This window comes from Deinococcus sonorensis KR-87, assembly GCF_040256395.1.
In the GTDB taxonomy this organism is placed as follows: Bacteria; Deinococcota; Deinococci; order Deinococcales; family Deinococcaceae; genus Deinococcus; species Deinococcus sonorensis.
The window spans coordinates 1,005,615-1,032,358 of record NZ_CP158299.1 but is presented as its reverse complement, the minus strand read 5'-3'; the positions used below and the strand labels follow the sequence as shown (position 1 = coordinate 1,032,358).

At 71.2% G+C, this 26,744-nt stretch carries 30 protein-coding genes; 10 read left to right on the top strand and 20 right to left on the bottom strand.

Annotation, left to right across the window (positions count from 1 at the left end; translation table 11 throughout):
• Positions 1 to 4: 4 nt before the first annotated feature.
• The 10 genes from allB to ABOD76_RS10345 form a co-directional block, all read right to left on the bottom strand.
• Complete coding sequence (gene allB, locus ABOD76_RS10390; protein WP_350244761.1) at positions 5 to 1,357, bottom strand: allantoinase AllB; 1,353 nt, start codon at positions 1,355 to 1,357, stop codon at positions 5 to 7.
• A complete protein-coding gene (gene guaD / locus ABOD76_RS10385; protein ID WP_350244760.1) occupies positions 1,350 to 2,669 on the bottom strand; it encodes a guanine deaminase in 1,320 nt (439 codons plus the stop codon). The genes allB and guaD overlap by 8 nt, the downstream gene beginning before the upstream one ends.
• On the bottom strand, positions 2,662 to 3,492 hold the full coding sequence (gene xdhC, locus ABOD76_RS10380; protein ID WP_350244759.1) for a xanthine dehydrogenase accessory protein XdhC: 831 nt from the start codon (positions 3,490 to 3,492) through the stop codon (positions 2,662 to 2,664). Before xdhC ends, guaD begins: the two co-directional genes overlap by 8 nt.
• Positions 3,493 to 3,509: 17 nt before the next feature.
• Positions 3,510 to 5,822, bottom strand: coding sequence for a xanthine dehydrogenase molybdopterin binding subunit (gene xdhB, locus ABOD76_RS10375; protein WP_350244758.1), 2,313 nt, complete (start codon positions 5,820 to 5,822; stop codon positions 3,510 to 3,512).
• Positions 5,819 to 7,219, bottom strand: coding sequence for a xanthine dehydrogenase small subunit (locus tag ABOD76_RS10370; protein ID WP_350244757.1), 1,401 nt, complete (start codon positions 7,217 to 7,219; stop codon positions 5,819 to 5,821). The genes xdhB and ABOD76_RS10370 overlap by 4 nt, the downstream gene beginning before the upstream one ends.
• A 45-nt stretch (positions 7,220 to 7,264) precedes the next feature.
• Positions 7,265 to 7,615, bottom strand: coding sequence for a hydroxyisourate hydrolase (uraH, locus tag ABOD76_RS10365; protein WP_350244756.1), 351 nt, complete (start codon positions 7,613 to 7,615; stop codon positions 7,265 to 7,267).
• A complete protein-coding gene (gene pucL, locus ABOD76_RS10360; protein ID WP_350244755.1) occupies positions 7,612 to 8,523 on the bottom strand; it encodes a factor-independent urate hydroxylase in 912 nt (303 codons plus the stop codon). Before pucL ends, uraH begins: the two co-directional genes overlap by 4 nt.
• Complete coding sequence (gene uraD / locus ABOD76_RS10355; RefSeq protein ID WP_350244754.1) at positions 8,520 to 9,050, bottom strand: 2-oxo-4-hydroxy-4-carboxy-5-ureidoimidazoline decarboxylase; 531 nt, start codon at positions 9,048 to 9,050, stop codon at positions 8,520 to 8,522. Before uraD ends, pucL begins: the two co-directional genes overlap by 4 nt.
• 163 nt (positions 9,051 to 9,213) lie before the next feature.
• Complete coding sequence (locus ABOD76_RS10350) at positions 9,214 to 9,738, bottom strand: MarR family winged helix-turn-helix transcriptional regulator (protein ID WP_350244753.1); 525 nt, start codon at positions 9,736 to 9,738, stop codon at positions 9,214 to 9,216.
• A complete protein-coding gene (locus tag ABOD76_RS10345; RefSeq protein ID WP_350244752.1) occupies positions 9,735 to 10,547 on the bottom strand; it encodes an IclR family transcriptional regulator in 813 nt (270 codons plus the stop codon). Before ABOD76_RS10345 ends, ABOD76_RS10350 begins: the two co-directional genes overlap by 4 nt.
• A 96-nt stretch (positions 10,548 to 10,643) precedes the next feature.
• Here ABOD76_RS10345 and ABOD76_RS10340 point away from each other — a divergent pair, with 96 nt between their 5' ends.
• A complete protein-coding gene (locus ABOD76_RS10340) occupies positions 10,644 to 11,546 on the top strand; it encodes a biotin--[acetyl-CoA-carboxylase] ligase (protein WP_350244751.1) in 903 nt (300 codons plus the stop codon).
• Entirely contained in the window at positions 11,543 to 12,130 is a 588-nt protein-coding gene (locus tag ABOD76_RS10335; RefSeq protein WP_350244750.1) for a biotin transporter BioY, read from the top strand. Before ABOD76_RS10340 ends, ABOD76_RS10335 begins: the two co-directional genes overlap by 4 nt.
• 235 nt (positions 12,131 to 12,365) lie before the next feature.
• Here the strand turns inward: ABOD76_RS10335 and ABOD76_RS10330 are convergent, their stop codons facing one another.
• Genes ABOD76_RS10330 through ABOD76_RS10320 form a run of 3 tightly spaced genes read right to left on the bottom strand, consistent with a single transcriptional unit; the run spans position 12,366 to position 14,697 of the window.
• Positions 12,366 to 12,995 (bottom strand): phosphoribosylanthranilate isomerase, encoded by a 630-nt coding sequence (locus ABOD76_RS10330; protein WP_350244749.1) that lies wholly within the window; start codon positions 12,993 to 12,995, stop codon positions 12,366 to 12,368.
• Positions 12,992 to 13,939, bottom strand: coding sequence for a DNA polymerase III (locus ABOD76_RS10325; protein WP_350244748.1), 948 nt, complete (start codon positions 13,937 to 13,939; stop codon positions 12,992 to 12,994). Before ABOD76_RS10325 ends, ABOD76_RS10330 begins: the two co-directional genes overlap by 4 nt.
• Positions 13,936 to 14,697, bottom strand: coding sequence for a metallophosphoesterase family protein (locus tag ABOD76_RS10320; RefSeq protein WP_350244747.1), 762 nt, complete (start codon positions 14,695 to 14,697; stop codon positions 13,936 to 13,938). The genes ABOD76_RS10325 and ABOD76_RS10320 overlap by 4 nt, the downstream gene beginning before the upstream one ends.
• Before the next feature lie 58 nt (positions 14,698 to 14,755).
• Between ABOD76_RS10320 and ABOD76_RS10315 the strand changes: the two genes are divergently transcribed.
• Positions 14,756 to 15,310: a hypothetical protein gene (locus ABOD76_RS10315; protein WP_350244746.1), complete on the top strand. Its 555-nt coding sequence runs from the start codon at positions 14,756 to 14,758 to the stop codon at positions 15,308 to 15,310.
• A gap of 10 nt (positions 15,311 to 15,320) precedes the next feature.
• Positions 15,321 to 16,427: a radical SAM family heme chaperone HemW gene (gene hemW / locus ABOD76_RS10310; protein ID WP_350244744.1), complete on the top strand. Its 1,107-nt coding sequence runs from the start codon at positions 15,321 to 15,323 to the stop codon at positions 16,425 to 16,427.
• On the opposite strand, the gene ABOD76_RS10305 is transcribed toward hemW, so the two are convergent.
• From ABOD76_RS10305 to ABOD76_RS10290, 4 genes are all read right to left on the bottom strand, one after another.
• Positions 16,428 to 17,144, bottom strand: a complete 717-nt coding sequence (locus tag ABOD76_RS10305; protein ID WP_380129786.1) for an endonuclease III domain-containing protein — start codon at positions 17,142 to 17,144, stop codon at positions 16,428 to 16,430. It abuts the gene before it with no gap.
• Between the two features lie 55 nt (positions 17,145 to 17,199).
• Positions 17,200 to 17,370, bottom strand: coding sequence for a hypothetical protein (locus tag ABOD76_RS10300; protein ID WP_350244741.1), 171 nt, complete (start codon positions 17,368 to 17,370; stop codon positions 17,200 to 17,202).
• 62 nt (positions 17,371 to 17,432) lie between these two features.
• Positions 17,433 to 17,945 carry a macro domain-containing protein gene (locus ABOD76_RS10295; RefSeq protein ID WP_350244739.1) on the bottom strand — a complete coding sequence of 171 codons (513 nt, stop codon included), beginning with the start codon at positions 17,943 to 17,945 and terminating at the stop codon, positions 17,433 to 17,435.
• Positions 17,945 to 18,334 carry a hypothetical protein gene (locus tag ABOD76_RS10290; RefSeq protein WP_350244738.1) on the bottom strand — a complete coding sequence of 130 codons (390 nt, stop codon included), beginning with the start codon at positions 18,332 to 18,334 and terminating at the stop codon, positions 17,945 to 17,947. The genes ABOD76_RS10295 and ABOD76_RS10290 overlap by 1 nt, the downstream gene beginning before the upstream one ends.
• A gap of 59 nt (positions 18,335 to 18,393) precedes the next feature.
• Between ABOD76_RS10290 and ABOD76_RS10285 the strand changes: the two genes are divergently transcribed.
• From ABOD76_RS10285 to ABOD76_RS10275, 3 genes are all read left to right on the top strand, one after another.
• Positions 18,394 to 19,098, top strand: a complete 705-nt coding sequence (locus ABOD76_RS10285; protein WP_350244737.1) for a carbonic anhydrase — start codon at positions 18,394 to 18,396, stop codon at positions 19,096 to 19,098.
• Between the two features lie 108 nt (positions 19,099 to 19,206).
• Entirely contained in the window at positions 19,207 to 19,971 is a 765-nt protein-coding gene (locus ABOD76_RS10280; RefSeq protein WP_350244736.1) for a transporter substrate-binding domain-containing protein, read from the top strand.
• 5 nt (positions 19,972 to 19,976) lie between these two features.
• Positions 19,977 to 20,663, top strand: coding sequence for an amino acid ABC transporter permease (locus tag ABOD76_RS10275; protein ID WP_350244735.1), 687 nt, complete (start codon positions 19,977 to 19,979; stop codon positions 20,661 to 20,663).
• Positions 20,664 to 20,727: 64 nt separating this feature from the next.
• Here ABOD76_RS10275 and ABOD76_RS10270 read toward each other — a convergent pair whose 3' ends face one another.
• On the bottom strand, positions 20,728 to 21,942 hold the full coding sequence (locus ABOD76_RS10270) for an MFS transporter (RefSeq protein ID WP_350244734.1): 1,215 nt from the start codon (positions 21,940 to 21,942) through the stop codon (positions 20,728 to 20,730).
• Between the two features lie 61 nt (positions 21,943 to 22,003).
• Between ABOD76_RS10270 and ABOD76_RS10265 the strand changes: the two genes are divergently transcribed.
• From ABOD76_RS10265 to ABOD76_RS10255, 3 genes are all read left to right on the top strand, one after another.
• Complete coding sequence (locus ABOD76_RS10265) at positions 22,004 to 22,687, top strand: hypothetical protein (protein WP_350244733.1); 684 nt, start codon at positions 22,004 to 22,006, stop codon at positions 22,685 to 22,687.
• Positions 22,688 to 22,853: 166 nt separating this feature from the next.
• Positions 22,854 to 24,308 carry a potassium/proton antiporter gene (locus ABOD76_RS10260; RefSeq protein WP_350245245.1) on the top strand — a complete coding sequence of 485 codons (1,455 nt, stop codon included), beginning with the start codon at positions 22,854 to 22,856 and terminating at the stop codon, positions 24,306 to 24,308.
• A 53-nt stretch (positions 24,309 to 24,361) separates the two neighbouring features.
• The gene (locus tag ABOD76_RS10255) at positions 24,362 to 24,757 is read left to right on the top strand and encodes a Fur family transcriptional regulator (protein ID WP_350244732.1); all 396 of its coding nucleotides are present in this window, start codon (positions 24,362 to 24,364) and stop codon (positions 24,755 to 24,757) included.
• Between the two features lie 69 nt (positions 24,758 to 24,826).
• On the opposite strand, the gene ABOD76_RS10250 is transcribed toward ABOD76_RS10255, so the two are convergent.
• Both ABOD76_RS10250 and ABOD76_RS10245 read right to left on the bottom strand, forming a co-directional pair.
• Entirely contained in the window at positions 24,827 to 25,495 is a 669-nt protein-coding gene (locus tag ABOD76_RS10250; protein ID WP_350244731.1) for a response regulator transcription factor, read from the bottom strand.
• A 155-nt stretch (positions 25,496 to 25,650) separates the two neighbouring features.
• Positions 25,651 to 26,685 carry a response regulator gene (locus ABOD76_RS10245; RefSeq protein ID WP_350244730.1) on the bottom strand — a complete coding sequence of 345 codons (1,035 nt, stop codon included), beginning with the start codon at positions 26,683 to 26,685 and terminating at the stop codon, positions 25,651 to 25,653.
• Positions 26,686 to 26,744: the final 59 nt, after the last annotated feature.

Below are 26,744 nucleotides of genomic sequence, written 5' to 3'. Positions count from 1 at the left end.
GGGCTCATGATACCGGGCCGGGCGTCAGCAACTGGCCGCCCGCGTGGCCCACTGTCTGCTGGCCGTCCCAGATCAGCTGCCCGCGCCGCCAGGTGGCGCGCGGCTGACCGCTGAACCGCTGGCCCAGGTACGGGCTGGTCTGCGGCCAGCGCTGCTGCAGCTGGGCGGCCTCCAGCGTCCAGACGGCGCCCAGGTCCACCGCCACCAGATCGGCGTCCTGCCCTACCGCCAGCGTCCCCTTGCGCGCCAGCCGGAAGCGCCGGGCTGGGGTGGTGGACAGCAATGCGGACAGCTGCGGCAACGGCAGTCCGCGCCGGGCATACCCTTCGGTCAGCAGCACCGGCAGCGTGCTCTGGACCCCGGCGATGCCGCCCCAGATGGCAAACGGGTTGTCACGGTCCTTGAGGTCCGGGCTGCTGGGCGAGTGATCCGAACCGATGGTGTCCACCGCGCCACTCAGCAGCGCCTGCCACAGCGTCTCGCGGGTGGCGGCGTCGCGCAGCGGAGGCGCGCACTTCAGCACCGCTCCCAGCCGCTCCAGGTCAGTGTCCGTGAAGGCGAGGTAGTGCGGGCAGGTCTCGGCCGTCACGTCCACCCCCTGCGCCCGCGCCTCCGCGATCAGGGCCACCCCCGCGCCGCTGCTGACATGCACCACGTGCAGGGCGCAGCCGGTCTCCTGGGCCAGCCGCAGCGCCTGCTCGATGGCCTCCAGCTCCGCCTGAACCGGGCGGCTGTTCAGGTAGTCACGCCAGCCCGCCCCCGGCCGGTTGAGACCAGCACTCAGGCGGGCCGTCAGCTCATCGCTCTCGGCGTGCACGGCCACCGGCAGCCCCAGCCGCGCCGCCACCTGCATGCCGTCGTGCAGCGTCTGTTCGTCGGCGGCGCGGAACTCCTCGATGCCGCTGCCGCTCATGAACGCCTTGAAGCCGATCACGCCGCACCCGGCCAGCTCCGGCAGTTCGGCCAGGTTGTCGGGCGTCAGGCCGCCCCACAACGCAAAGTCCGCCAGCGACTCGCGCCGGGCGGCCTCCAGCTTGGCCTGAAAGCGGGGGCGGTCCAGCAGCGGCGGGTCGCTGTTGAGCGGCATGTCCGCGAAGACGGTGCCGCCGCCGGCCACCAGCGCCGCGCTGCCGGAGCGCAGCCCCTCCCAGTGGGCGCGCCCCGGCTCGTTGAAATGCACGTGCATGTCCACCAGCCCCGGCAGCAGGTGCAGCCCGGAGACGTCCTGCTCCTGACGGGCGGGGGCGCTCAGCTCCGCTTCCAGCGCCACGATCTGCCCGCCCTCCACGCCCAGGTCCAGCCGCTGGGCGCCCTCCGGCGTCACCACCGTGCCGCCGCGAACGATCAGGTCAAGCATCGGCGTGCTCCCGGGGCTGGTGCACCGTCTCGCCCTCCACCCAGACCTGCCGCACGTCGGCGGCGCCGCTGAGGGTGAAGAGACCCGCCAGCACCCGCCCCGGGTTGTCGGCGTGGCGCATCAGGATGTCCAGCGGGGTGCCCGCCTGGGGCCGGATCAGCACCGCGTCGAAGGCCTTGCCGGGCCGGAAGTCGCCCACCTCGTCCTGCAGGCCCAGCGCCTGGGCGCCCGCCAGGGTGGCGAGGTAGAGCAAGTGGGCCGGGGTGAGCGCCGCCCGCTGCTCCGGCGGGGTCAGCTGCTGCATGAACAGCGCCTGCAGCCCCTCCTTGAACAGTGAGAAGCCGGTGCCGCCCCCCACGTCGGTGCCCAGCGCGACCGGCACGCCCGCCTCCAGGTGCCGCCGCAGCGGAAACAGGCCGCTGCCCAGCGCGCTGTTGCTGCAGGGGCAGTGGCTGACGGTGCAGCCGGCCGCGGCCATGCGGCTCAGCTCGCGCCCGCTGGGGTGAATGTTGTGCGCGAACACCGACGCGCGGCTGACCAGCCCGTAGCGGTCGTAGGTGTCGAGGTAGTCCTGCGCCCACGGAAACAGGTCGCGAACCGCCTCGATCTCGGCCACGTTTTCGTTGAGGTGCGACGTGAAGTGCACCCCCTCCGCCTCGTGCATCAGCGCGCCGCAGGCCTCCAGGATGCCCTCGGACGCCGAGAGCGAGAAGCGCGGCGTGACCGCGTAGCGCAGCCGCCCGCGCCCATGGAACTGCCGGATCAGGGCGCGGCTCTCCTCGAAGGCGGCCTCGGGGGTGGTGTGCAGTTCCGGCCGGAGCAGCCGGTCTGACAGCACCAGCCCGGACGCGATCCGCAGGCCGCTGTGCCCGGCCACGTCAAAGAACTCCTCCATGGCCGAGCGGTAGTGGCTGCCGAACACCAGCGCGGTGGTGGTGCCGTGGGCCGCCAGCGCGCCCAGGAAGTCGCGGGCCAGCTCGCGCGCGTACGGCCTGTCCGAGAGCCGTGCCTCTTCCGGCAGGGTGTTGCGGTCCAGCCACTCCAGCAGCGGCATCCCCAGCCCGCCCAGCACCCGCAGCTGCGGGTAATGCACGTGGGTGTCCACCAGGCCCGGCAGCAGCACGCCGCCGCGCAGGTCATGGACTGGGGCCGCCGGGTAGGCCGCCCGCACCTCCGCGAAGTCGCCGGTGGCCAGGATGCGGCCCGCCTGCACCGCCACCCCGCCATCGGTCAGGGTCTGCAGAACGTCGCCGGTAAAGGGGTTGCCGGGGGTATGGAACAGGGCCGAGCGGTACAGGACGAGGTCAGTCATTCAGGGGTCCATTCTGAGGCCGCTGGGCCACCTCGATGTGCTGCAGCAGTTGAGCGGCCACGCTGACCGCGATGGCGGCCGGCTGCTTGCTGCCGATGCCCGGCAGCCCGATGGGACAGGTGATGCGCCGGATGGTGGCCGGGCTGTGCCCCTCGGCAGCCAGCTGCTGCTGGAAATGCCGCCACTTGCCCGCCGAGCCGATCAGGCCGATGAAGCCGAGCTCCGGGCGGCGCAGGGCCGCGTCACACAGCGCGGCGTCCTCGGCGTGGTCGTGGGTCAGGATCAGGACGTGCGCGCCGGCGGGCAGCTCGCCCAGCACCGAATCGGGAATGGGGGCGTGGTGGACCCGGACCGTGGCCGCGCCGTGCAGCACGTCGGCCAGCCGTTCGGGACTCAGCTGCTCCGCCCGCCCATCACACAGGTGCAGCTCCAGCTCCAGGGTGGACAGAATGCGGGCCAGCGCGAGGCCCACGTGCCCCACTCCGAAGAGGGCCACCACCGGACGCCGCGCCAGCAGCGGCTCCAGCAGCAGCGTCACCTCACCGCCGCAGCACTGCCGCCCGTGTTCGGCGGGGGCGGTGGGCGTCAGGCGCAGCGTCAGGGTGTCGGGCGTGCCGGCCTGCACCGCCAGTAGCGCCCGCGCCCGCTGCACCGCCGTCATCTCCAGGTTGCCGCCGCCCACCGTGCCGAAGGTCTCTTTGGCCGTCACGATCATCTTCGCGCCGGCTTCGCGCGGGGCGTGGCCGCGCACGCCGGTCAGCGTGACCAGCACGCAGGGTGTCCCGGCCGCCTGCAGCCGCTGCAGCTCAGTCAGCCACTGCATGACGGCTCCGGCCCGGCTCAGTCATCGGCGGCCACCTGCCCGCCGGAGCGCACCCGCGAGAGCGCCCAGTACACCGCCTCCGGGGTGGCGGGTGAGGCCAGTTCCACCGTCTCGCCGCCCGGCCCGAAGGCGGCCACCGCCGAGCGCAGCGCCTCGCGCACGCTGAAGGCCAGCATCAGCGGCGGCTCGCCCACCGCCTTGCTGCCGTACACCACGCCGTCCTCGGTGGCCTGCTCCATCAGGTTCACGATGAAGACGGGCGGCATCTCGCTGAAGCTGGGCAGCTTGTAGGTGCTGGCCGAACTGGTGGTCAGGCGGCCCAGGTCGTCCCAGCGCAGGTCCTCCAGGGTCAGCCAGCCGGCCCCCTGGATGAAGCCGCCCTCCACCTGCCCCAGGTCAATCAGCGGCGAGAGGCTGTCGCCAACGTCCTGCAGGATGTCCACCCGGCGCAGCTGATACGCCCCGGTGAAGCCGTCCACCTCCACCTCCGACACGCTGGCCCCGTAGGCGAAGTACTTAAACGGCTCGCCCTGCATCGCGTCCTTGTCCCAGTGCAGGCCCGGCGTACGGTAGTACCCGGCGGCCCACAGCTGGGTGCGGTGCATGTAGGCGTGGTGCACCAGCGCTGCGAAGTCCAGCGCCTGATCCGGGTGGCCCAGCGGGAACACCCGGCCCGCCTCGAAGCGCACGTCGTCCGGGTGGACCCCGAAGCGGCCCGCCGCCACCGCCGCCAGCCGGGTGCGGATCTGATGACAGGCGTCACGGACGGCCCCACCGTTCAGGTCGGCGCCGCTGCTGGCGGCCGTGGCGCTGGTGTTCGGCACCTTGTCGGTGCGGGTGGGGGCCAGCCGCACCGTGCTGAGCGGCACGCCCAGGCTGCTGGCCGCCACCTGCAGCATCTTGGTGTGGAGGCCCTGGCCCATCTCGGTGCCGCCGTGGTTGACGAGCACCGAGCCGTCCCGGTAGACGTGCACCAGCGCGCCCGCCTGGTTGTAGGCCGTGAAGTTGAAGCTGATGCCGAATTTCAGCGGCGTGATGGCCAGCCCGCGCTTGCGGTGCGGCGAGCGGGCATTGAACTGCTCCACCTGCTGCTGCCGCGCCGCGAAATCGCTGCTCTGCTGCAGCTCGGCCCAGATGCGGGTCAGCCGCTCGGCATGGCGCACCGGCTGGCCATAGGGAGTGGTCTGGCCGGGCCGATAGAAGTTGCGCTCGCGCAGCTCGTGTGCCGTAAGGCCCAGCGCCGGGGCGCAGCGGCTCAGCAGGTCCTCGATCACCAGCATGCCCTGCGGCCCCCCGAAGCCCCGGAAGGCAGTCTGGGAGGTCTTGTGGGTGCGGCAGACCCGCCCCAGCACCGACACGTGCGGAATGAAGTACGCGTTGTCGATGTGGCACAGCGCCCGCGCCATCACCGGCTCCGAGAGGTCCAGGCTCCAGCCACCGTCCGAGTACAGCTCGGCGTCCAGCGCCAGCAGCCGCCCCGCCTCATCGAAGCCCACCGTCCAGCGGGCGTAGAAGGGGTGCCGCTTGCCGGTCATGGTCAGGTCCTGGGTGCGGTTGAGGCGCACCCGCACCGGACGGCCGGTCAGCGTGGCCCCCAGCGCCGCCACTGCCGCCAGCCCGTGCGGCTGCATCTCCTTGCCGCCAAAACCCCCGCCCATCCGCAGACACTGCACCGTGACGTGGTTGCTCGGCAGGCCCAGCACGTGCGCCACGATCTCCTGCGTTTCGGTGGGGTGCTGGGTGCTGCTCTGAATGAACACCTGCCCGGCCTCGTCGATGGTGGCCAGGCTGGCGTGGGTTTCCAGGTAGAAGTGTTCCTGCCCGCCGAACTCGAACTCGCCGGAGAAGGTGTGGACGGCCCCGGCCAGCCCCTGGGCCACGTCGCCCCGGCGCAGGTGCAGCGGCATGCCCTGGAACGACGCCTGCTCCACCGCGTCGCGCAGCCGCACCACCGCCGGCAGGGCCTGGGTCTCCACCACCACCGCCGCCGCGCCCAGCCGGGCCGCCTCCACCGTCTCGCCCAGCACCCAGCACACCGCGTGGCCCAGGTACATCACTTCCTGCGGAAACAGCGGCTCGTCGTGCTTGACGCCCGCGTCGTTGACGCCCGGCACGTCGGCGGCGGTCAGCACCCGCACCACCCCGGCCACCTGCAGCGCCGCGCTCGCATCCAGCCGGGTGAGGACGCCGTGCGGCACCGTGGCCTGCACCGGCCAGGCGTGCAGCACGCCGTGGGTGCGGGCGGTCAGATCGTCGGTGTACAGCGCCGCGCCGGTCACGTGCAGTTCGGCCGACTCGTGCGGCAGCGCCTCGCCCACCGGCCCGCTCATGCCGGCACCTCCTGGCCGCTCGTCTCAAAGTGGAACTTCAGCAGCAGCTGCTCCAGCATGGCCTTCCGGTACTCGGCGCTGGCGCGCATGTCGCTCATGGGGGTGCCCTCCCGGCCCATCAGACGGGCCGCCTGCCGCGCCGTGTCCGGGGTCCACGGCTGACCCACCAGGGCGTCCTCGGTGCGGTAGGCGCGCAGCGGAGTGGCGGCCACCCCGCCCAGCCCGATGCGGATCTGCTGCACCCGCTCGCCGTCCAGCGTCAGCGCGAAGGCCGCCGACACGCCGCTGATGTCGTCGTAGCGGCGCTTGGCCACCTTGTAGAAGCGGGTGATGGGCGCCAGCGGCAGCGGCAGCCGCACCGCCCGGATCAGTTCACCCACCGCCCGCTCGGTCTGACGGTAGCCGGTGAAGTAGCGCTCCAGCGGCACCTCGCGCTCGCCCTGCGGCCCCACCAGCACCACCCGGGCGTCCAGCGCCAGCAGGGCGCTGAGACTGTCCCCGATCGGGGAGGCGGTGCCCAGGTTGCCGCCGAGCGTGGCGCGGTTGCGGATCAGCGGCGAGGCGAACTGCGGGAACAGCTCGGCCAGCAGCGGCACCCGCCCGGCCAGCCGGCGCTCCAGTTCCGAGAGCGGCAGGGCCGCGCCGAGTTCCAGGGTGTGCGCGTCCTCCTGCAGCACCCGCAGCTCCGGCAGATGGTCAATGGCGATGGTGACGGCGGCGCGGCGGTGCCGCAGGTTCAGGTCCACGCCCCAGTCGGTGCCGCCCGCCAGCACCTGGGCGTCCGGGTGCTGCTGCACCAGGGCCAGCGCGTCTTCCAGCGTGGCGGGGCGGTGAAACTCGCCCTGGGCTGTCTGCAGGTGGGTCTCGGCGGGCAAAGCGGCCGGCTGAAGGCGCTGCCGGGCCAGCGGGTCCTGCGGGTCCGGCTGCCCCAGGGTCATGGCGGCGTCCCGGATCGGCCGGTAGCCGGTGCAGCGGCACAGGTTGCCGCTCAGCGCGTGGATGTCGAAGTCGTCACGCCCCTCGCGGTAGTACTCGGCGGCCATACTCACCACGAAGCCGGGCGTGCAGTACCCGCACTGCGAGCCGCCGCCCACGCTCATCGCCTGCTGCACCGGATGCAGCGCTCCCGGCTGGCCCAGCCCCTCCACCGTCCGCACCTCCTGACCGTCCAGGGCCGCCAGCGGCAGCAGGCAGCCGTTGACCGCGTCCCAGCGGGTGCCCAGGCCGTCATCGGTGGGGCGGGCCAGCAGCACGGCGCAGGCGCCGCACTCGCCTTCCGCGCAGCCCTCCTTGCTGCCGGTGAGTCCGCCGGAGCGCAGCCAGTCGAGCAGGGTGGTGTGGGCCGCATAGCCGGACGGCGTGACCGTGCGGCCATTCAGGGTGAAGCTGAACGCCATGAAAACCTCCGGAACCGGCGGGAAAGGGAAGGGAAATGCGGCAGCTCAGCTGCCACGGTAGGTGCTGTAACTCCAGGGCGAGACCAGCAGCGGCACGTGATAGTGGGCGGCCGCGTCCGCAATGCCGAAACGCAGCGGCACCGTGTCCAGAAACGGCACCTGCGGCAGCGCCACCCCCTGGGCCTGGAAATACTCGGCCACGTGGAACACCAGCTCGTACACGCCCGGCTGCGCCTCGTCCGCCGCCAGCAGCGGCCGGTCGGTGCGGCCGTCCCGGTTGGTCACGGCGCTCGCCAAGTTCTCGCGCAGCTCACCGTCCAGCCGGTACAGCTCCAGCCGCAGTCCGGCGGCCGGGCGGCCCTGGGCGGTGTCCAGCACGTGGGTGCTGAGGCTCACGCGCGCTCGACCCAGCCCTCAATCAGGCCGTACGGTTCGGCGTCGGCGTGCAGCACCTGCACGTCCGACGTCTTGCTGTTCTCCATGCCGAAGCGCTCCAGGTTGTAGAGGATGTGGTGGCGGTTCGGGAACGACAGGTGGATGCGGCTGATCTGCGAGAAGCGCTCCAGCACCGCCGAGCCGATGCGGTACAGGCTGTACTGCATGGACGGCGAGTAGTGATCGGCAAACGAGGTCTGCAACTGGTCCAGCACCCCCGCGAAGATGGCGTCGTAGTCGGTGGCCTCGTCCTGCACCGCCGTCGGGGTGTACTCCCAGTTCACGTCCACCACGGTCGCCAGAATCCGGTCGTCGGTCTCGGGCAGGGTGGTGTACTGCTCGCGCAGGAAACCCTCCCAGCCGCTGCGGGTGGTCTTGAGGATGGTCAGCTCGTTGATGCCGCTCGTCACGCTGAAGGTCTCGCCGTCGCCCGAGACGGTGGCGGTGTGCTGGCCGCTGGCGCGCGTGAAGGCATGGTCGTGCTGGACGCCGTGAACCAGCATCCGGTCCCAGAGGTGTTCGGTGAGCTGCACCGTGCCGCCGCGGATACTGGGGCCCGCCTGACGGAAGTGCCGGATCAGGGTCATGCCGAACTGCTCCACGCTGTCGGTCAGCTGAGACTGCGCCAGCGCGTACACCGTGTTGCGCATTGTGTCGGTGGCCAGCAGGCCGGCGTTGTCGCCGTCCACGTGGGCGGCGGTGAAGTCGCCTTCCAGCGCCACGTCCACCCGCACGTCCTTGAGCACATGGCGCGGCTGGGTCCGGTCCACCCGCACCAGCCGGATGTCGCTCTTGCCGTAGTTGTTCTGGGCCAGCCGGAAGCGGCCCTTGAACTCGTCGTTGGGGTTGCTGCTCACCGTCTGGGTCATGGGGTCTCCTCCATCAGATCGAGCACGCGCAGCCGGGCGATCTTGGCCACCTCGTCCAGCGCCGCCTGCCGCTCCTGCTCGGGGGTGTGGGTCAGCCGGCGCTCGGCCTGCTCCAGGATGCTGTCCTTGGTGTGCTCACGCACGCACACCACGAAGGGAATGCCGAACTTCTCGTGGTAGGCGGCATTGGTGCGGTGAAAGCGTTCGTACTCATCCGGGCTCAGCCGGTCCAGCCCCGCCGAGCGCTGCTCTCCAGCCGACTCGGCAGTGAGTTCACCGGCCAGCGCCGCCTTGCCGGCCAGGTCCGGGTGCGCCCGGATCAGCGCCATCTGGGCAGCCGGGTCGTCCTGCTGCACCGCCTGGCGGAAGGCGGCGGCCAGCACTTCTGCACTCTCGAACGGCCGCTGCGCCCACGCACGGCGCGCGTACGCGGGCGAGTGTTCCAGCACCGCGCCGAACATCGCCACAAATTCTGGCTCCGTGAGGCCGTTCACCTGCTCCAGCGTCCGTTTCGTGGCCAGCGCCATGCTGAGACCTCCCCGCGTCGGTACTTCGACTTCTAAGTAAATGGTACGGGATGGCCGCCGGGCGGGTCAAACAAAGCCGGAAGGGGCGGAGCAGTGGGGTCCGGGGCGGGATGACCGGGGCCTTGCAGAACCCGGTGCGAATCCTGCGCGGCCGAGGGGTGATTCAGCCGGGCGGAACCTCCAGGTCGCGCAGCAGCCGGCGGATCAGGCGCTCGAACTGCGCCCGCTCCGCCGCGCTCAGCCCCGACAGCAGCCGCGCTTCGTTATGAACGTGGGCCGGGAGCAGCCGGTCCAGCAGCGCCTCGGCATGCGCGGTGAGGCGGATCCGCCAGCTGCGGCCGTCCTGTGGGTCGGCCAGCCGCTCCACCAGCCCCTTCTGCTGCAGCCGGTCCACCCGGTTGGTCATGGTGGGGCCCGCCACCGCCGTCAGGCCCGCCAGCTCCGAGAGCGTCAGGCCCTCCGGCGGGGCGCTGCGCCGCAGCGTGACCAGCAGGTCCCAGTTGGCCGCGTTCAGGCCCGATGCCCGGTAGGTGTCCTCCACCCGCCGGGACAGCGCCTGATGCAGCCGCGCCACCAGGATCGGCAGCAGCATCGGCTGGCTGTCCAGCTCCGGAAGCACCCGTCCCCAGTCGGCCTGCAGCCGCTCCAGAAAGGTGTCGGTGCTGCCCTGCTCTCCAGGGCGGCTCACGGCGGCCCTCCGTAGCCCAGCCGCCGCGACACCTCGGCCGCCGCCTCCCGGACCCGGCGGGCCGTTTCCGGCACCCGCGCCTCGCTCAGCCGGGTGGTGGGGGCGCTCACGCTCAGCGCCGCCACCACCCGGCCGGCGGCGTCGTGGACCGGGGCCGCCACGCAACGCACGCCCAGCTCTCGCTCCTGATCGTCCAGGGCGTAACCCTGCTGCCGCACCGCCTCCAGGCTCTCCAGATACTGCGCCAGCGTGGTCAGGGTGTGCGGGGTCAGGGCCGGGTAGGGGCCGCCGCCCAGCCGCGCCCGCACCTCCTCGGGCGGCTGCCACGCCATCAGCGCTTTGCCCACCCCAGTGGCGTGCAGGCTGGCTCCAGCGCCCAGGGTGGTGAACATCCGCACCAGCTGCCGGCCCTCCACCTGATGGATGTAGACCGCCTCGCCGCCCTGCACCACCGCCAGGTTGCAGGTCTCGCCCAGCTCGGCCACCAGCCGCTGCATCGCCGGGTCGGCCGCGCCGGTCAGGCCGCTGCCGCCCACGTAAGCGGCTCCCACCCGGTACGCCCCCAGCCCCACCCGCCACTGACCGGACGCGGCGTCCCACTCGGCATAACCGGCCTTTTCCAGCGTCTGCAGCAGCCGGGAAGCGGTGCTGGCCGACAGCCCGGCCCGCCGGCTCAGGTCGCTGAGGGTGGCCGCGCCCCCGGCCCCCAGCACGCTCAGCACGTGCAGGCCACGCTCCAGCGTCCGCACCGGGCTGGCGCCGGTGGTGCGCCGGCGCCCCGGTCGCCGGGGAGAATCGGTGGTGGTCACGGCCTTCAGCATAGCCGAGCGACCCGGGTGGCCTGAGCGGTGTGTCTGCACCCGGTTCATTGCTTTCGTTCAGCGGTTGGAGGCAAACTGCTGAACGTGCCGGTCCGTCTGCTGCCCCTGCTCACCGACCAGCCGCAATCCGGACTGCGGCTGGCGGCGCAGCTGGGCGTCAACCGCGTCAGCGTCCACACGCTGGCGCACGCGCTGCAGGCCGAGGGCTACCCGCTGAGCGTGTCGCGGCGCGGCTACGCCCTGCCGGCCGGCACCCCCGCCCCGCAGCTGCTGCAGCTGCAGGGCCGGCCCTACCGCTACCTGGGCCGCTGCGGCAGCACCCAGGACGAGTTGCGGGCCTGGGCCACCGCCAGCCCGCCGGCCCCCGCCGGAGCGGTGGTGCTGGCCGAACAGCAGACCGCCGGACGCGGGCGGCGGGGCCGCGTCTGGGACAGCAGCGGGGCGGGCCTGACCTTCAGCGTGCTGCTGCCCGGCAGCCTGACGCTGCCGCAGCTGGGCCTGCTGCCGCTGGCAGCCGGCGTGGCGCTGCACGAGGCCGCCGGGGTGGGCGGGCTGAAGTGGCCCAACGACCTGCTGGCTCCGGACGGGGGCAAGCTGGCCGGCATCCTGCTGGAGGCCGACCTGCGCGGCGAGGAGCTGCAACGCGCGGTGCTGGGCATCGGCCTGAACGTCCACGACGCGCCGCCGGGCGCCGCCCACCTGTCGGCCTTCCGGCCCGGCGTCACCCGCGCCGGGGTGCTGGAAGTGCTGCTGGGCCGCCTGGACCGCTGGCTGAACGCTCCCGCCGGCGAGGTATTGGACGCCTGGCGCCGGGCCAGCGTCACGCTGGGCCAGCAGGTGCAGGTGCAGACGCTGGCCGGACCGGTCTCTGGCCTCGCCCTCGACCTAGCCCCGGACGGCAGCCTGCTGGTCCAGCCGGACCACGGCCCGCCCCTCACCATCAGCGCCGGCGACGTGCAGCTGATCTCCCGAAAGGAACACCCATGACCCAGTCTCCCGTGTCCACCCGCTTTCCGACCCTCGCCCGCGCCGCCTTTCCACAGTCGCGCCTGCTGACCAACGTGCTGCTGGTGCTGGGCGGCGCCCTGCTGGTGGCGCTGCTGGCGCAGGTGGAGGTGCCGCTGTACCCGGTGCCCATCACCCTGCAGACGCTGGGCGTGCTGCTGGTGGGCGCGGCCCTGGGTGCCCGGCGCGGCGCGCTGAGCTTGGCCAGCTACCTCGCGCTGGGCGCGGTGGGCCTGCCGGTGTTCGCGGGCAGCTCCGCCGGGCTGGCCAAGCTGGCCGGCCCCACCGGCGGCTACCTGCTCAGCTACGTGCTGGCGGCCGGGCTGGTCGGCTGGCTGGTGCAGCGCTACGGTCTGGACCGCCGGGTGGGCGGCACGGCCCTGGCGATGCTGGCCGCCAGCGTGGTGATCTACAGCCTGGGCCTGCCGTGGCTGAGCGTGGTCACTGGCCTGAAGGGGACCAGCCTGTTACATGCCGGCCTGATCCCTTTCCTGATCGGCGACGCCCTGAAGCTGGGGCTGGCGGCGCTGCTGCTGCCGGGCGTCTGGCGCCTGCTGCGCCGCTGAATCAGACATCTCATCGGGCGGACCGGGCGCGTGATGTCGCCCGGTCCGCCCGACTTATGTGCATCGCATTCGCTGAAAGTTATCCACAGGCTTATCCACAGGGACTGTGGATAACCTCCGGGTGACTCACCGCATGCGGCCGATCAGAAACCGGGATTCGGGCGTCCTGGCGCACTCGAATGCCCCTCGAACGCCCCTGTTTCAAACGTTTCAGAGTTATCCACAGGCTTCCGTTTCACTGTGGATAACTTTCGTTTGTGGCACTCCAGCTGGCCATTTTGACCGCCTGGATGAAGGCCCGGACCCTGGCGGGGTCCTTGTGGCCCGGCGCCATTTCCAGCCGGCTGACCGCGTCCACTCCGGCCGGTTGCAGCACCTGAATGGCCTGCTTCACGTTCTCCGGTCCCAGCCCACCGGCCAGCCAGCTGCCCGGCAGAAAGCCCGGCCGCAGCGCTTCCCAGTCGAGCGGCACCCCCTGGCCTGGCGTGGGCGCGTCCAACATCAGGGTGTGGCCTATGGGCGGCGCACCGGCCCCCGCCAGCTCAGCGGGGGTCAGCACACGCAGAACGGGATGGTAGCAAGCCAGCGTCTCCAGGTAAAGACTTGACACCCGGCCGTGAATCTGCACGGCCGAGACCCGGGCCGCTGCTGCGAGCCGCAAGACCTCGTCCAGTGGCTGGTCCAGAAAGACGCCCACCCGGCCCACCGCTGGCCCCACCGCCAGGCTGATCTGGCGGGCCGTCTGCACGTCCACCTGCCGCCGGCTGACGGGCGCGAAGATCAGCCCGATGGCGTCGGCGCCGGCCTCGGCCGCCAGCATCCCGTCGGCCACCGTGGTGGTGCCGCAGATCTTGACCCGGGTCATCCGCCCTCCCCGAAGGCCGCGCGCAGGTCCAGCGCGAACACCTGGAACGCGAGGCTGGGGCTGGCGTAGCCTTCCAGCGCCGACAGCAGCCGTTCCAGCGCGTCGTCCGCGTGGGCGCGCACCTGCGGCGACTCGTGCTGCCACAGGTGGTGAAGCGCCTGCACGTGCCACTCGCTGTCGAAACGCTTCTCCATCGTCTCGGCCGCCTCCAGCGTCTCCAGCAGGCTGCCGCGCACCGCCTCCGTGAGCCGCCGCCCGTCCTCCAGCGCCGCCGTCACCGCCTCCGCCGCGCCCAGCACCCCGGGACGCCCGGCCGCCAGCGCCAGCAGTTCCGGGTCCGGCTGCAGGCCGGCCAGCGTGGCGGCCCGCTGCATGCCGCTTTCGCCCAGCGGCGTCACGCTCAGGCGCGCGGAGCGGCTCACGATGGTGGGCATCACCGCGCGCAGATCCTCGGCCAGCAGCAGAAACAGTGCGTCGTAGGGCGGCTCCTCGATCAGCTTCAGCAGGGCGTTGGCGGCGTTCTCGTTGAGGTGCTCGGCCCCCTCGATCAGCACCACCCGGCGGCGGTAGGTGGGCCGCAGCTCCACGAACTGGTACACGTGCTGCTCGAACTCGTGGGCGTCGTCGCGCTCCTCCAGAATTGCCCCGATCGGGATGATGCGCCGCCGTGCCACCCGGCCGGTGCTGGTGGTGGTGCGCGGGCTGACCGTCAGCAGGTCCGGGTGCGCCCCCAGCGCCAGGCTGCGGCAGGACGCGCAGTGGCCGCAGGGCGCCTCCGGGCTGCGCGGGTCGGCGCCGCTGCAGTTCTGCAGGGCCGCGATCCGCAGCGCCAGCCCGCCCTTGCCGGCCCGCGCCGGCCCGGTCAGCAGCAGGGCGTGGCCCCGGTAGCCGCGCACCTCGTCCAGCAGGACCGGGTGCAGTTCGGGCGGCAGTGCGGCCGTCATTTGCCGATGCTCAGCCGGGCCGCCAGCACCTCGGGCAGCCCGGCCTCCAGAATCTGCCGTTGCACCAGCGGCACGTCATAGCTCACGCGGTACACCTCAAAGTTGCTGCGTCCCGTGTCGTAGACGGCGTAGCTGGCCTGCGGGTTGCCGTCACGCGGCTGACCCACCGAGCCGGGGTTGAGGATCACCCGGGCGCTGGGCGGCACCATGTAGCTCCCGCCCTCCGGAAAGCCCTGGAACTTGACCCACTCGCCCACCGGCGCGTTCAGGGTGGCGTAGACGCCCGGCACGTGGGTGTGGCCCACGAAAGCCAGCCGACCGGCCCAGCTGGCGAACACCTCGCGCGCGGCCGTGACCGAGTCGGTGTACTGGTCCAGGGCCAGCGGGCTGCCGTGGCGGTAGCGGGCGCCCACCTCCGGGTCCTCGATGCCGTCGCGCCAGCGGTTCAGGTCGTGGAGGTCGGCGCTGTCCAGCCGGGTCAACTGCCACTCCAGCGCCTGCAGCACCACCGAGTTGTGCGGTGCGGCCGGGTGCTGGATCAGCTCCAGCAGGTGTTCCTCGTGGTTGCCCAGAATGCAGGTGGCGTCCAGGCGGCGCAGGGTGGCCAGCACCTCTTCCGGGCGCGGACCGTAGCCCACCGCGTCGCCCAGGAACACCACCCGGTCGTAGCGCCGGGCCTGGGCATCGGCCAGCACCGCCTCCAGCGCCACAGCGTTGGCGTGGATGTCCGAGAGCAGCAGCAGGCGCACGGCTGACATGATAGTGGACGCGCCCGGTCAGGAGGCCACGCGGCCAAAGGCCGGTAGAATGCCAGCCATGCAGCTGACTGGAAGCTGGAGCGACGTGTACGGCAGCACGCTGGCGCTGTATCAGGGCGGGGCCGGCGGGCATCACTGGGCGGTGGCGGCGAGGCCGGAGCAGGCCCGCGAGGCGGCCCGGGTGCTGGAGGCGTTGCCGGGCAAGGGCCAGACCCTGCTGCTGGTGTACGACCACCTGACACCGCTGACCGCCGCGCTGCGGCTGTACACCGATCCGCTGCAGGGCCGTCCACTGACCGGCGTGGTGGTGCTGGACCGGGCGCTAGCGCGTGGACCCGCCGTAAGCGTGCCGCTCCGGACCGTGGAGCAGGGCGACCTGAGTTTTCAGGAGGGTGGCGTGCTGCCGGCCTGGACCGACGCGCTGGGCCACAGCGGCGAGCAGGGCGAGTGTGCGGCGGCCAGCGTCGCGGCCCAGCTGGACCTGGCGGTGCGGGTGTGCGCGCCACAGGACCTGAGCGCCACCCTGCTCACGTGGTGGCAGGCCACCCCACACGCCCTGGCACCCGGCCGCGCTCAGACACGCACCACACTCCCGGACCCGGCGGCACTCTAGACTCCCCGGCGTGAGCCTGCCTGCCCCGGTGCGTCATGCGTACGTGCATGTGCCGTTCTGCCCCACCATCTGCCCCTACTGCGACTTTCACGTGCTGCTGCGGCAGGGCGATCTGGTGGCGCGCTATCTGGAGCGGTTGGAGCAGGAGGCGCGGCAGCTGGCCGCCCAGCACCCGACGGCCCTCGACACGGTGTACCTGGGCGGCGGCACCCCCTCGTTCCTGCGCGACCACGAGCTGGAGGCGCTGGTGGGCACGGTGCGGCGGCATCTCGGCTGGGGCCGTCTGGAGAACACGCTGGAGGTGAATCCCGGCACTGTCTCGGCCGAGCGCGCCCGCTTCTGGCGCAGCCTGGGCTTTGACCGCGCCTCGGTGGGAGTGCAGAGCCTGGACGATCCGACGCTGCAGTTCCTGGGCCGCCAGCACTCGGCCCGGCAGGCGCAGGAGGCCGTGACCACGCTGCTGGAGGCCGGGTTCCGGGTCAGCGGCGACCTGATCACGGCGGTGGCCGGTCAGCCGCTGGCCCAGGACATCGCCGGGCTGGTGCGGCTGGGGGTGGAGCATGTCAGCGCCTACACCCTGACCGTGGAGCCGGGCACGCCGTTTGCCCGGCAGGGCGTCACGGTGGACGAGGACGATGAGCGGGCCGGTTTCGAGCAGACCGAGGCGCTGCTGACGGCCGCCGGCTTCGAGCGCTACGAGGTGAGCAACTATGCCCGCCCCGGCGCCCAGAGCCGCCACAACCGCGCCTACTGGACCGGCCAGTACTTTCTGGGCCTGGGACCCGGCGCGGCCGGGTTCTATCCGGGAACGCCGCCCGCACGCCGCACCAACGCCCATCTGCACGAGTGGCTGGCCGGCGCGCCGGGCGAGACCGAGCCGCTGGACCCGGAGGACCTGATCACCGACGCGCTGTTCATGGGCCTGCGGCTGCGCGAGGGCCTGGACCTGACCGCCCTCTCGGAGCGCAGCGGTCTGGACGTGCGGGCGCGGTACGGCGCGGTGATTGAGCAGCAGCGGCGGCGCGGCCTGCTGACCCTGCAGGACGACCAGCTGAGCGCCACCCCGGACGGCTGGTGGGTGCTCAACCGGGTGGTGACGGCCTTTCTGGAAGGGTAGCTAGGCGGCGGCCGCCTTGCCTTTGGCCTTCCCCTTGCCCACCCCGGTCTCGGCGAAGCTGGGTACCCGGTCCCCGTAGCGGGCATACGCGTCGCAGCGTTCGCGCAGCACGCACTTGCCGCAGCGGGGGCGGCTGAAGGTACACACCTGCTGGCCGTGGCTGAGCAGGTTCACGTGCAGCTCGTACAGCAGCGGCGGGTCCGGGGGCAGCAGCCGCAGCAGCGCCTTGTGGGCCGCCGCCTCGCCCATCGCCGGAATGGCGCCCACCCGGCTGGTGATGCGGTGCACGTGGGTGTCCACCGGAAAGAGCGGCAGAGAGAAGTTGAACAGCAGCACCAGACTGGCGGTCTTGACCCCCACCCCCGGCAGGTTGGTCAGCCACTTCAGGCCCTCCTGCGGCGGCAGCGTCGCCAGGAAACTCAGGTCATAGCTGCCGCGCTCGGCACAGATGGCCTTCAGGGTGGCCTGGATGCGCGGGGCCTTGCTCTCCGGGTAGTTGCTGCGGCGGATGGCATGCGCCACCTGCTCCACCGGCAGCTCCGCGATGCGGTCCCAGCTGAGCGGCTCGCCGCCCAGCGCCACCAGTTCCTGGTAGGCGGCGTCCTCGTCGCGCCAGTTGGTGCGCTGCGACAGGATGGTGCTGATCAGCTCGTGCATCGGGTCGCGCCGCGCCACCAGCGGCTTTGGGCCGTAGGTGTCGGTGAGCGTCCGGTGCATCCACAGCAGCAGGGCGGAGCGCTCCTCGGGGGAACGCTCCGCGTTGGGGGTCTGCTCAGCTCTCGTCACGCCCGCCCTCGGCGGGTTCACGGTTGTAGGCGGTGTCGGTGCCCTGGTCCTGACCCTGGTCTTCCTCCGGGATCGGGTGGCTCTGGCCCTCGGCAGGCACCTTGGCGGTGGGATCGGGACGCTGCTGGGCCTCGCTCGACTTGTCGGAATCGGTCATGCTTCAGCGTGGTCCACCCGGCACCCGTCCAGACGAGAAGCGGGTGAACGGGCCTTTAGGCCCTAGCGCCCTGCCCCGGCCCGCTCGAAGGCCCGCAGCGCCTCCTGGCCGTACAGCACAACCCGCACGTGGAGGGCCGGATGCGTCTCCAGGAAGGCCCGGATGGTCTGCACCGTCACCTCCGCCGCCTGTGCCAGCGGGTAACCGTACACCCCGGTGCTGATGGCCGGGAACGACACGCTGTCACAGCCGGCCTCCACGGCCAGCTCCAGACTGCGGCGGTACGCGCCGGCCAGCAACCCGGCCTCGCCGGCCTGCCCGCCGCGCCAGATGGGGCCCACCGCGTGGATGACGTGCCGCACGCCCTGCCGCTCCAGCTCAAACGCCGGGGTGATCACGGCCGTGCCGGTGGGCGTGCCGCCGATGGCCCGGATGGCCCGCAGGAGCGCCGGCCCTGCCGCCCGGTGAATCACCGCGTCCACCCCGCCGCCGCCCGCCAGCTGGGCATTGGCGGCCGTCACCACCGCGCAGCTGCGCTCGGCGGCAATATCGCCCTGCACGATCTCCAGCGGCATCAGTCGTCTCCCCGGGCCACCAGCACCAGACTGACCACCTCGCGCACCTCGGCCAGCTGCTGCAGCTGCTCCAGGTCCAGGTCGCCGGCCTTGGCCAGCGCCTCGGCCCGCTTGCGGTCAATCACGGCGGCCTCCAGCGCGGCCGCGTCCCCGAAGGCTTCCCGGAAGCGGTCCAGTGGGTACTCGATGCGCCGCGAGCGTTTGAGCGTGGCGCGGTACAGCTCCGACTCGGCGCTGAGGCCTGCGTCCAGCGCGGCCTTGATCTGCTCGCTGAGCTGCTCGCGCTCGGCCTGCAGCCCCTGGATGGTGTCGCGCAGCGCGGTGTAACGGTCAAACATGTCCTGCAGGGCCGCCGGATCCGGCAGCGTCTCGGCGTGCTGTTCTGTCATGAACAGAATGATAGCGGACCCGGCCGGCCCGGGGGTTTGCTGCACTTACAATGCCTCTCATGAGTGACCCAGACTTCGAGAGCCGCATTCTGGACGCCATCCGGCGCGGAGCCAGCATGGAGGAGATCGCCGGGCTGCGGCCCAACGTGATCACCACGCCGGACGACGCCATCCGCGCCCTCAAGAGCGGCAACGCCCGCTTCTTTTCCGGGCAGGCGACACGCCCGGAACTGGGCGCCAACGAGCGCCGCGCCCAGATCATGGGCCAGACGCCCTTCGCAGCAGTGCTGGCCTGCAGCGACAGCCGGGTCCCGGTGGAACTGGTGTTCGACCAGGGCTTCGGCGACCTGTTCGTGGTGCGGGTGGCCGGCAACGTGGTGGGCGAGTCGGAACTCGGCACCCTGGAGTACGCGATCCGTTACCTGCAGATCCGGCTGGTGATGGTGATGGGCCACGAGGGTTGCGGCGCCGTGCGGGCCGCCATGCTGCCGGAAGACGACATCCAGCGCGAACCGCCCGCCCTGCAGCAGCTGATCCGCCGCATTCAGCCGTCGCTGCGGACCATGCCGACGATCCGGGACAAGAAAAGCCGCATGCGTGAGGCGGTGCTGAGCAACGTGCGCACCCAGGTGGCCGAGCTGCGCCGGAAGCCGGTGGTGCAGGCGGCCGAGGCCAGCGGCCAGATCCGGGTGATCGGCGGCTTCTACGAGATCGGCTCCGGCGCGGTGGACTTCCTGATCGAGGACGAGGACCTGCTGCCGTAAGGATTGATGAGACCCCTTGTGCAGAGGTCGTCACAGTGGAGTTGTTGACCGAAGGTGTAAGGTGATCCGGTTGCCTGCTCGCCGCTGGAGCAGGAGAAGGAGTTCCTGATGAAGCGTATCCTCGTTCCGCTGGCCCTGCTGGCCCTCGCCTCCGCCCAGGCGGCCAGCCTCGACACCCTCAAGCCGGGCGTGCTGACCATCGGCATGGAAGGCACCTACCCGCCCTTCACCTACAAGGACGAGGCGGGGCAGCTGACCGGCTTCGACGTGGACATCGCCTCGGCGGTGGCGGCCAAGCTGGGCCTGAAGCCGCAGTTCGTGCTGACGGAGTGGAGCGGCATTCTGGCCGGCCTGCAGGCGGGCAAGTTCGACGCGGTGGTGAATCAGGTGGGCGTGACCGCCGAGCGGCAGAAGAGCATCCTGTTCTCGGCCCCCTACGCCTACAGCAGCGCCCAGATCATCGTGCGCAAGAGCAACGCCGCCAACCTGAACAGCCTGGACGCGCTGAAGGGCAAGCGGGTGGGCGTGGGCCTGGGCAGCAACTACGAGCAGATGCTGCGCAAGGCGGGCGGCATCAACGTGGTCACGTACCCCGGCGCGCCCGAGTACCTCGCGGACCTGGCCGCTGGCCGGCTGGACGCGGCGGTCAATGACCGGCTGCTGGTCGGCTACCTGATCCAGAAGCAGCATCTGCCGGTCCGGGGCGCGGGGATCCTCGACGATCCGCAGCCGGTGGCCATCGCGATGCGCAAGAGCGGCACGGCCCTCAAGACGGCGGTGGACCGCGCGCTGCTGCAGCTGAAGGCCGACGGCACCTACGCCAAGCTGAGCCGCAAGTGGTTCGGGCAGGACGTGAGCAAGCCGGGCAAGTGAGCTGAATGGACAGCGCCCTCCAGCAGTGGCAGGTGGTGTGGCAGAGCGCCCTGCAGGCGCTGCCCACCCTGCTCAGCTACACCCCGGTCACGCTCGGGTACGCGCTGGCTGCCATGCTGCTGGGCCTGCCGCTGGGCTTTCTGGTGGCGCTGCTGCGGCTGACCCCCGTGGGCCTGCTGCGCACGCTCAGCGGGCTGTACGTGTCGTTTATCCGCGGCACGCCGCTGCTGGTGCAGATCTTCGTGATCTACTACGGCCTGCCCAGCCTGGGCCTGACGCTCAATCCGCTGACCGGCGGGGTGCTGGCCCTGACGCTGAATGCCGGCGCGTACCTCTCGGAGACGCTGCGGGCGGCCATCCAGTCGGTGCCGCGCGGCCAGCGCGAGGCGGCGCTGAGCCTGGGCCTGAACCGCAGCCAGACGCTGTGGCTGATCGTGATGCCGCAGGCCGCGCGGGTGGCGCTGCCCTCCCTGGGCAACACCCTGATCTCGCTGGTCAAGGACACCAGCCTGATCTCGGTGATCACGGTGGTGGAGCTGATGCGCTCGGCGCAGCTGGTGGTGGCCCGCACTTTCGAGCCGTTCGGCCCGTACCTGATGGCCGCCCTGATCTACTGGGCGGTGTGCAGCGTGCTGGAGGTGGTGCAGCGGCTGATGGAGCGCCGGCTGGCGCGCGGCACCGTCGCCGTGTAGCAAAAGCTTCCATGAACAGCGCGCCTGGAGGTGACTCTCCGGGCGCGCTGTTCATTCCGGGTGTTCAGCCCTCTTCCCTGTCCCGCTGCGCCCGCACCGCCAGCGGCCAGCTCAAGGCCAGCCCCACCAGCGCGGCCAGCAGCCCCAGCAGCAGCGTCGCCGTCGGCAGGGGCAGCGCCGCCAGCCCGGCACCCAGCAACAGACCCACCGCATTGACGCCCATCAGCGCGCCGATCACCCGCCCGCGCACCTCGTCCGGCACCAGTCCCTGGATGCGGGTGGTGGCCGCCACCTCCAGCACTCCCAGCCCCAGGCCGAACACGGCGGCCCCGGCCCACCAGCTCCACACCGCGTCCGGCAGCAGGCCCATCAGCCCGGCCAGCACCCCCCAGCGCGCGCCCCCGATCAGCCGGTCCAGGCCCAGGCGACCGGGCAGCGCTGCCATCAGCGCGACGCCCAGCAGCATGCCGCCGGAGATCAGCACCTCGAACACCGCGTAGTCCGGCGCGCCCCGGCCCGCCACGGCCATGTGGACCGGCGCGCGCACGTTCATCACGTTTAGCAGCAGGTTCAGCAGGAAGCTGAAGGCCAGCAGCGCCAGCAGCAGCGGACTGCGGACGTACAGCCGAAACGCGGCGGTGAACAGGGCGCCCAGGCCTTCCGGCGTGGCCTGGCGCTGGGGACGCTGCCCCGGCAGTCCCAGCGCCCCGAGTGTCAGGCCCAGGGTCAGCCCCGCCGCCAGCAGCAGCGCCGAGCCGCCTCCCACCAGGGCCAGCAGCGCTCCGCCCAGCCCGTAGCCGAGCAGCGGTCCGCCCTGCAGCGCCCCGGTGACCAGCGCGTTGGCACGCGGCAGCAGCGCCGGCGGCACCAGCCGGGGCAACATGGCGCTCCCGGCCGTGTACGACACGGTGGCCAGCAGGCCGTTCAGACCGGCCAGCAGCATCAGGGACCACAGCGGCAGCGTGCCGGAGCGCAGCGCCGCCAGACCCGCCAGCAGCGCCGGCAGGGCGCGCAGTCCACCGGCCAGCATCAGCAGGGTCCGGGGCGGCAGCCGGTCGGCCAGCAGGCCCAGCAGCGGGGCCAGAAACCGCGGCAGGCTGCCGGCCAGCACCACCAGCCCCACCTGCGCGGTGGCCGTTCCGGCCGGATGCGCCGGAATGAGCACCAGAAACGGCAGCGCGATGTATACCACCGCGTCGCCGAGCGCGGTGCAGAGCAGGCCGGCCCAGTAGCGCCAGAAGTGGACAGACAGCCGGGGCAACGCCGTGAAGGTGGTCATGACTCCAGGGTGGGCGCCGGGCAACTCAAAATGCAGCGACCGCTTTTGACTAGAGTGAGGCATGACGCTGCCGACCATCCTGGCGCCCTATCACGGCGAGTGGTTCGAGGTCCGCACAGCCGAGCAGGCCCGGCTGCTCAGTGACCCGGCCGCCCTGCGGATGCTGGAGCCGTTCATCGGGCAGGAGCGCAGTGCGGGTCATGCGGCGCGGGAGGCCGGCGTCAGCGTGGCGCGGCTGCTGTACCGGGTGCAGCAGTTCCTGGCGGCCGGCGTGCTGCGTGAGGTGCGGCAGGAGCGCCGTGCCGGGCGCCCGATCCGCATCTATGCCGCACCGGGCGGCTTTCATGTGCCGTTCCACCTGACCAGCTTCACCGACCTGGAGGAGCGCGTCCGGATCCAGACGCTGCCGTTCGACCAGCTGAGAAACCGGGCGGCGGCCCGTCAGCTGGCTCACGAGGGGCTGAGCGGCCGGCTGATCTACCGCAGCGGCGGCGACCTTCACACCGAAACCGCCCTGCCCGCCGGACAGACCTGGGCGCAGCGACGGGAACAGCTGACCGGGGGCGATTACGTGGGCGTGTTCTGGCTGGCCCACAGCGACGCCCGCTGGCTGCAGGCCCAGCTGGACACGCTCCGGCTGGAGGTGCAGCGGCGGGCCCAGCCGGCCGGCGGGGGCCAGCCCTACCTGCTCCAGACGGCCTTTCTGGAAGTGCAGCCGGACGAGGCCGGCTACGGCGCGTCCTGACCAGCAGCGCCCGGCAGGTTCGACAGGTGCACCGGGTGTCCACGAACAGACGCGCCCTGACCCGCGCATTCAGACGCCGGACGCCCATGCAGCGCGGCCTGCGCTCTGCCGCAGCGCATGTCAGGATGAGCGTGTGACGCACAGGGAGGAACAGGGCGCCATCATCATGCTGATTGCCGGCCTGCTGCTGCTGGTCAGCATCGTGGGCAGCAAGGCCTCCGGCCGACTGGGGGTGCCGAGCCTGCTGCTGTTTCTGGCGGTGGGCATGCTGGCCGGCACCGACGGCCCCGGCGGGATTCAGTTCACCAATTACGCGGTGGCGCAGGGCATCGGCACCCTGGCGCTGGCCTTCATCCTGTTTCAGGGCGGGCTGAGCACCAGCTGGGGCGAGGTGCGGCCGGTGCTGAAACGCGGACTGTCGCTGGCCACCCTGGGGGTGCTGCTCACCACCGGCCTGATGGGGCTGTTCGCCCACGCCGTCTTTCAGCTGCCGTGGCTTCAGGCGCTGCTGCTGGGCGCGGTGGTGAGCAGCACCGATGCCAGCGCCGTGTTCACGGTGCTCAAGGAACGCCGGCTGGGTCTCAAGGGCGACATCGCGCCGCTGCTGGAGCTGGAGTCGGGCGGCAACGATCCGATGGCGGTGTTCCTGACACTCGGCCTGACCGGCCTGATCAGCGACCCCGGGCTGTCGCCGCTGAGCATCGTGCCGCTGTTCTTTCAGCAGATGGTGCTGGGCGGCGTGATCGGGTATGTGCTGGGGCGGCTGTCGCTGTGGGCGATCAACCGGCTGCAGCTGCAGTTCGAGGGGCTGTACTCGGTCATGACCATCGCGCTGGCCCTGATCGTGTTCGGGGCGGCGGCGGTGGTGGGCGGCAGCGGCTTCCTGGCGGTGTACATCGCCGGGCTGATCCTGGGCAACGCGGCCTTCATCCACAAGCGCAGCCTGCAGCAGTTCCACGACGGGCTGTCCTGGCTGATGCAGATCGGGATGTTCCTGACCCTGGGGCTGCTGGTCAACCCGCATGAGCTGCTGCCCACCGCTGGACTCGCCCTGGCGTGCGCGCTGTTCCTGGTGTTCGTGGCGCGGCCGGTCAGCGTGTTTCTGAGCCTGGGTCGCTCCAGCATGCAGCCGCAGGACAAGGGAATGGTGGCCTGGGTGGGCCTGCGCGGTGCGGTCCCGATCGTGCTGGCGACCTTTCCGCTGCTGGCCGGGGTGCCGAACGCCACCACCCTCTTCAATGTGGTGTTCTTTATCGTGCTGACCAGCGTGCTGCTGCAGGGCACCACCCTGAGTCTGGTGGCGCGGCTGCTGGGCGTGCGCGAGGACCTGCCGGTGCCGACCGCCTACCCGATCACCTACCTGCCGACCGGCCACGACAAGGGCCGCATGACCGAGGTGGAGGTGGCGCGCGGCAGCCAGGCCGACGGTTCGCGGATCGTGGACCTGGAGCTGCCGTCCAAGGCGCTGGTGATTCTGATTCACCGGGCCGGGGAGTTTCTGGTGCCCAAGGGCGCCACGCTGCTGCACTCGGGCGACAGCCTGCTGGTGCTGGCCGGTCAGGAAGAGCTGCAGGAGGTGCGGCTCAAGCTGGGCCAGCCGCAGCTGCCGCATCACCGCTGAGCCGTGTGACTTACAGATCACACGCTCTGCAGGGCCTTTGCTACACTGCGGCCATGACGATGGTCCGCCAGACCCGCCAGCGTCAGGCTGTGCTGGAAGTGTTACAACAGACCCGCACCCACCCGGACGCCGCCTGGATTCATGCCCAGGTCCGCTCCGGGCTGCCCAGCATCAGTCTGGGCACGGTGTACCGCACCCTGGACGCGCTGGTGCGCGACGGCGTGCTGATGACGATCGAGCGGGCCGGTCAGGCCACCCGCTACGACTACAAACGCGGTGGCCACGCCCACCACCACGTGGTGTGCCGGCACTGCGGCGCCATCCACGATCTGGAAACGGCCCCCGGCCCGCTGCCGGAGGGCCTGCCGGACGGGTTTCAGGTGCAGGAGGTGCGCCTGGAGTTCCACGGCGTGTGCGCCGACTGCCAGCAGACCGCGCAGCCCCGGTAGCAGGACACCAAGCCGCACAACAGCGGAGGCGGCAGGCTGTGAAGTCTGCCGCCTCTGCCCTGAACCGCCTCAGTTGGTCTTGAGCGCGTACCCGATGCCGCGCACGGTGCGGATGATGCCGTAGCCGTCCAGGTCGCGCAGCTTGGCGCGCATGTTGGCCATGTGCACGTCCACCACGTTGCTGTTGCTGGGCAGTTCGCCGTTCCAGACCTCGCGCTCGATCTCGGCGCGCGAGTACACCCGCCCCGGCTGACGCGCCAGGAAGGTCAGCAGGTCGAACTCCTTCGGAGACAGCCGGACTTCATGGCCGTTGTAGTGGCACAGCCGCTTCTGCGGGTGAATCTCCAGCGCCCCGATGCTGATGACCTCGCCGTGCTGCTGGTGACGCAGCTGCACCTTCACGCGGGCCACCAGCTCTTCCGGATGGAAGGGCTTGGTCATGTAGTCGTCGGCGCCCGCTTCCAGCAGGTTGACCTTGCGGTCCAGCGCGTCCATGGCCGTCAGGATGATGATCGGCACGGCGCTGGTCTTGCGCAGCCGGCGGGCAATCTCCGCACCGTCAAAGTCCGGCAGGCCCAGGTCCAGGATCACCAGATCCGGGGCACTCTCGCGGGCACTGGTCAGCCCGGAAATTCCATCCGGGGCGGTCAGTACCTTGTAGCCAGCCTGCTCCAGTTCGTACTGGACCACGCGCGTAATGTCCGGGTTGTCTTCAATCAGCAAAATGCGTTGTTCCATAAGCGGGCGGCCTCCACATACTTGAGAGTATCTACGCCGTTCATCCTATGGACAAAAACGCGCACTGTGTCGCTATTCACACGGTGCGCGCTTTAGGCTCTCTTAAATTATTCAGAAAACATACAGAAGATGATGGTCACCCTCTACCTGAGGCTTCAGTCCAGGTCGCTCATCCACCATGCCTCGCGCCGCACGGCCAGCCGCGCGCGCGGGTCACCCAGCTGCTCCAGGGCACGCGCCAGTCCGTCCCAGTCGCCCTCGCTGAGCGGGTCAATGCCCAGCGCGCGCTGATAGAACTGCGCGGCGTCACGCGGGCGGCCCGCTTCGTTGGCGAGCCGGGCGGCCAGCCCCAGAATGCTCAGCTGCCGGCCCTCCAGGCGGCTGCGCACGTCCTCCACCCACGGCGAGTCCACCCCTGGCAGATACGTGCCGTAGATGCCCACCAGTTCACGCAGCTCCTCCAGCCCCAGCCGGTTCTGGTCCGCCTGATCAGCCAGCAGCTCGAAGCGCTGCACGTCGTACTCCGGCTTCAGATCGCTCGACAGCGCGTAGCGGCGGTTGCTGCTGCCCACCGCCGCGCCGTCCAACGACTTGCGCAGCCGGTGCAGGGTGGTGTGGAACAGGCTGCTGGCCCGCGCCTCGTCCTTTTCGGGCCACAGCGCCTCGGCCGCCTCCCAGCTGGTCACCTCGCGGTGTTCCAGCAGGAAGAAGAACAGTTCCAGCGCCTTCCTGGAGACCCACTGCACCGACTCGCCCTTCCACTGCACCTGGGCGGTCCCCAGGGCGCGCGCCTCCATGTTGCTGGCGGCCTGCTGGCTGCGGCCCGCCTTTCGCAGCCGGACCTCCACCGCAGTGGTCAGGTCCTGCGGCGTGAACGGTTTGGGCAGGTAGTCGTCGGCCCCCAGGTTCATGCCCCGGCGCACGTCGTTGCGCTCGGCGTGGCTGGACAGCAGCATGAACGGCACCGCCGACAGCTTGTCGTGCTTGCGCATCTCCTCCAGGAATTCCAGCCCGGTCATGTACGGCATCACCACGTCGCTGATCACCAGGTCGGGAACAAACACCTTCAACAGGTCCAGCGCCTCGACCGGATGGCTGCTGGTACGGACTTCATGACCGGCCCGTGCCAGGATCACACTGACCAGCTTCAGAATGGCGGCGTCATCGTCCACCACCAGAATTCGCGGCATGCGGGAATTGTATCAGTCCCGGCCGCCCACCGGACGGTGCCCGCGTCGCCGTCTCCCCC